General features: G+C 70.5%; 6 protein-coding genes. 3 read left to right on the top strand and 3 right to left on the bottom strand.

All coding sequences use genetic code 11. The annotated features are described in order from the left end of the window. Positions 1-395 (bottom strand): helix-turn-helix domain-containing protein (locus AWX74_RS41050; RefSeq protein WP_207550515.1); only part of this gene is annotated, 395 nt, incomplete at its 3' end. A 170-nt stretch (positions 396-565) separates the two neighbouring features. Beyond that, positions 566-1,294 (bottom strand): GntR family transcriptional regulator, encoded by a 729-nt coding sequence (locus AWX74_RS38640; protein WP_091287460.1) that lies wholly within the window; start codon positions 1,292-1,294, stop codon positions 566-568. 192 nt (positions 1,295-1,486) lie between these two features. On the opposite strand from AWX74_RS38640, the gene AWX74_RS38635 reads away from it, so the two are divergent. The 3 genes from AWX74_RS38635 to AWX74_RS38625 all read left to right on the top strand — a co-directional run bounded on the left by AWX74_RS38635 (position 1,487) and on the right by AWX74_RS38625 (position 2,995). Beyond that, a complete protein-coding gene (locus AWX74_RS38635) occupies positions 1,487-1,948 on the top strand; it encodes a hypothetical protein (RefSeq protein WP_131799667.1) in 462 nt (153 codons plus the stop codon). Beyond that, complete coding sequence (locus tag AWX74_RS38630; RefSeq protein ID WP_091287456.1) at positions 1,945-2,412, top strand: hypothetical protein; 468 nt, start codon at positions 1,945-1,947, stop codon at positions 2,410-2,412. The genes AWX74_RS38635 and AWX74_RS38630 overlap by 4 nt, the downstream gene beginning before the upstream one ends. Positions 2,413-2,671: 259 nt before the next feature. Continuing rightward, on the top strand, positions 2,672-2,995 hold the full coding sequence (locus tag AWX74_RS38625) for an HNH endonuclease (protein ID WP_242666616.1): 324 nt from the start codon (positions 2,672-2,674) through the stop codon (positions 2,993-2,995). An 823-nt stretch (positions 2,996-3,818) separates the two neighbouring features. Here the strand turns inward: AWX74_RS38625 and AWX74_RS38620 are convergent. Continuing rightward, the gene (locus tag AWX74_RS38620) at positions 3,819-4,127 is read right to left on the bottom strand and encodes a hypothetical protein (protein ID WP_091287454.1); all 309 of its coding nucleotides are present in this window, start codon (positions 4,125-4,127) and stop codon (positions 3,819-3,821) included. Positions 4,128-4,244: the final 117 nt, after the last annotated feature.

The following is a 4,244-nucleotide window of genomic DNA, read 5'->3' as shown; positions in this document are numbered from 1 at the left end:
CCCCCCCCCGTCCGGCTCCCGGACCCCGGTTGCCTGGCGGACGACGGAGCATCGGCGCCCGGCTGCATGTGGGGCGCGTCCGGGTGGTTGATGTAGATGCGGTTGCTGGACTGAGACCCGTTCGCCCGGCTCTGCGGGGCGATCGTCACGAGTCCGAGTTCCACCTCAAGGACACGCTGATGCTCGATCACGGTGGACCGACTGCACTCGGCCTCACGAGCAAGCTTTTTCGCTGACGGGTAGCAAGCGAACGTGGCGTCAACCTTCTCGCACATCAAGATCAGAATGAGCTTGCGCACGGGGTTTCCGACCTGCTGCTTCTTGGCCCAACTGAGGGCATCCCAGCTCGACAACGCCCCTCCAAGGGGGAAGTCAGGGCGGAGCACGGTGGCCACGCGGGACCGTGTCCCGTAGCCTCGTACTCGCCGCGCTAACGGCTTCGTAAGGGCCCGGGGAGATCGTGACTCTCCCCGGGCCAACGTCGTTTCTGGGGCCGATCGAATCGGCCCATTGCGGAGCTTCCTCCCAGCCCGGCCCGTACTTCGGCATGGGCTGCGGTGTGTCGCTAAGACAGCTCGATCTCGACGGCGCGGGCACGGCGGCCCGGGGCGACGTCGACGCCGTACTCGATGGCCTCTCCAGCGTGGTCAAGGAAGAGGTTCTGTGTCTCCAGCACGGCGGCCGGCGTGGTGAGTCCCAGGGCGGTTGCCTCGGTGTCGCTGGCGAGTCGGGCGATGGCGGTCTCACGGATGCGGACCGCTGCGCGGCCGGTTGCCTCGTCGATGGCCCGGAGTGTGCCGGTGCCACCGAGCGACTTCGGCTGAAGCAGCGCGGGCAGAACCTCGGCGAACTCGCCCGGCAGCCACGAGACCGAGATCGCCGCGACTCCATCCCGGTCGGTGAGGAGCCGCGACCGGCGGATGACCTGCGCTCCGGGCTCCAAGCCCAGGGCCTGGGCGACGTCCGCGGGGGCCTCCTGGAGTCCGGCGCCGGTGATCGTGGACGTCTCGTCCTGGCGGAAGATCGATCCGGTGGCCAGCAGGCGACGGGCCCGGTCCGCTCCGCCCTGGGTGCCCCGGGCGAGAACTCGAGTACCGACACCAGGCTCGGTGGTCAGGTAGCCCTCAGCGCGCAGTTCGGCGAGGGCGCGCACCGCCGTGCCTCGGCTGACGTTCCAGGTGTCGCGGATCTTCTGCTCGCTGGGGGCGAGGTCCCCCGGCTGGAGCTCTCCTTCGAAGATCTGCCGGCGCAACTCGTTCTTGATCCGGATGTAGGCGGCTACTGGCTGCGTCATGTTTGGTCCCCTCCCGATCGGGTTCTGAGCTGGTCGCCTAGCCGTCTAGGCGACCACTGGCAACTCTAGCCGTATTCGGGGGTTGACTCGACTAGTCGACTGGTCGACCATGCGTCTACAACGCAAAGCGACCCCCGGCGCCGTGGCTTGGCGGCAGGCACCGGGGGTCCAGCCCGACCGGGAGGTCAGACCGTGGTTCATCTTGCGTCAGGGGGCGCGGTTCCCCCCTTCGTTCAGGAGCCGTACGGCACGCAGTACCTGCGGGACATGGGGATGGTTCCGGTCACGCGGGTGCGGTCGATGCCGGTGCTGTCGGAAGAGCAGATCGTCGCGGGGCTGATGCGGTTCGCGATGGGGACGTACGAGGACTTCGGGCACAGCGTGGAGAAGCTGCGCTACGAAATCGACTGGGTGGTGCTGTCGCACGGGATGACGGCGCTGGAAGACGCGGTGAACGACCTCGACGTCATGCGGGAGAACCCGTGCCTGGTGGTGTTCGAACAGTGGTTGCTGCGGGCGTTGCCGGTGCTGGTCGCGGTGGAGGCGGGCACGCTGCCGGCGGACACCGCGCTTCCGCCGGTGCCGGTGGGCTGGCGCGGGTTCGCGCCGTCAGTGCACGTCTCGGAGGGGCTTGAGCCGGGGGTGACGGCGTGAGCGCCCGGGAGTTCGGCCCGGAGTTCCGGGAGATGGTGGCGGCGGTGGCGGCACAGCCGGTGTACGGCGTGGCGTACGCGCGGGAGAACGGCTTCGAGCCGGTCACGCGGGTGCAGACGCGGCCGGTGCTGTCGAAGAACGAGATCTTGGGTGGTCTGCTGCGGCAGACGCTGGTGTCGCTGGACGAGCTGAAGGCGGGCGGTCCGGCGATGCTGCGGTACGAGATCGACTGGATGGTGCTCTCCGACGGGATGCGGGCCATGCACGAGGCGGCGTTCCTGTTGGAGACGGGCACCCTGCCGACCACCGAGGATCAGGCGGAGTTCCTGGCGTGGCTGCGGGTCGCGCTGGACGAGCTGCTCGCGGTGGAGGCGGCCGGCGGTCCGCTGCCGGCGGTGTGGCGGGTGGCCCCGTCCAACCCGGGCCCGGACTACTGCGGTGAGGTTGCCGGGGTGGCGGCATGAACGCCCCGGTGAAGCTCGTCAGGAGGGCCGTCCGCTGGTTGCGGTACCCGGCGGTGTCGGCGGTGTGGGCCGCTGGTCTGAAGCCGAGTTCGGGGACACGCTGCTGCGATGTGGCGTCCCCGTGCTGTGGCTCGTGCGCCCGTGTGCACGTGATTTCGGCGGGTGGGCCTGCGGTGCTGGATGGTGTGACGGATCCGGAGGTGGCTCGCCGGTACGCGGAGCTGCTGCGGTGGTGGTGGCCGGCGGCGGGTGATCGGCGGTGAGCCGCATCAACGTGTCGGCCGAGGGCCGGCAGCGGCTCTACGAGGCGTTCGGGGGCCGGTGCGCCTACTGCCTGACGGCGGAATCGGACCACCTGGATCACGTGGTGCCCCGGGCGGCCGGCGGCAGCAACGGGGCCTCGAACCTGGTGCCGGCCTGCACCCCGTGCGGGCAGTCGAAGGGGAACCTGTCGGTGCTGGACTGGGTCCGGGCACTCGCGGCTGGCGAGACGTCCCCCTCCAGCCCGAACCGGGTGCCGGACTACGGCTTCTGGGAGGTGTCGCCTCGGCCCCGGCCGGCGCCGGTGGCAACCGTGGCGTAGACGAGCACGGACGGACCCTGACGGGGCCCGGGTGGAGATCTCTCCGTCCGGGCCCCGTTCGCGTTTCCCAGGGCTGTCGAGAACGCGCGTTTTCAACGCTTCGGCCGGTCACCTGGTGACGGCGGGTGGTGGGTGTGCGCACACCTGTGCGCACAGCTCGTGGGCCCGGTTTCCAACGCGCGGCCGTGTGCGCGGGGCCGCACAGGTGTGCGCACACCCCCGGCCGCACACCCGCTCCGGTCACGCTGCGCGACGACTGGGGGAGCGTGCGTGCGGGCCGTGCGGAGCGTGCACGGCGTGCGGGGGTGCCCTCTACGCCCGGCCGTACGCGAGCCTGACAGCGTGCGCACGCTCTGCACGCCGTGCACGCACGCGGTGCACGGTTGCGGATCGTGACCGTCCGGGGGTCCTGCGGACCGGGTGCCGGTTCCGGCCGTCGCGCGGCTCGGGCTCCGGTCGCTGGCGGTGAGAGTGCGGAAAGTGCGGATAGTGCGATGGGGTCCGCGGGTGTGTGGTCGACCTGGGCGAACGTGGCTCCGGGGGCCGCACTTTCCGCACTATCCGCACTTTGCCGGGGGCCTGGCTGGCTACGGCCGGTGGTCGCGGCCGGCGGGGGCCTGGTGCTCGTCGACGTCCGGCCGGTGGCCCCGTGGGCACGGTCGTCACGTGACGACCGTCCGGCTCCGAACACCTGCGCGGGTCCGGGTGTTCGCCCGGCCGCGTCTCCCAGGTCACGGGCTCCGAACACGTGTTCCGAACATGTTCGGAACACCCTCGGACACCTGGCCCGAACACCCCCGAACACCTCGGGTGGTCGGGGCGTCTAGACGTCTTGAAGTCTGGCTACCAGGGCGCCGAACACGGCGGGGTTCTCGGCCGCGAGACCGGTCAACGCGGTGAGCATGGCGGCCCGGTCCAGCCGTGCCACGCCCAGTTCTTCCCGTAGCCGCAGCAGGAGACCGTCAAGCTGGTTCGCCTGCTCGGGGGTGAGTCGCCACGTGAACGCGCTGCGCTGTCCGGGCTTGGCCGTGGCTGGTGTGGTGGCGTCTGGACGTCTGGACGTCGCCTGTGTGGTGTCGTCCGCCGTGGGGCTGGTCGGGGTTCCGATGGTGCGGAACGTGGGCCGTGGCATCAGTGCCCCCGCTTGATCAGTTCGGCGGTCAGGTCGGTGTAGGCGCCGGTGTCGGTCGGGACGGTGCCCCAGATGTGCGAGTAGACCGACCGGCTCTGTGGGATCTCGGTGTCGGCG

This window comes from Parafrankia irregularis, from assembly GCF_001536285.1.
Classification (GTDB): Bacteria; Actinomycetota; Actinomycetes; order Frankiales; family Frankiaceae; genus Parafrankia; species Parafrankia irregularis.
Note: the sequence above shows the minus strand (reverse complement) of the source record. Positions and strands in the feature narration are given on the sequence as shown.

Coding starts and splice junctions, on each gene's coding strand:
- AWX74_RS38640 (WP_091287460.1), bottom strand. CDS start 1,294: ATGACGCAGCCAGTAGCCGCCTACATCCGGATCAAGAACGAGTTGCGC.
- AWX74_RS38620 (WP_091287454.1), bottom strand. CDS start 4,127: ATGCCACGGCCCACGTTCCGCACCATCGGAACCCCGACCAGCCCCACG.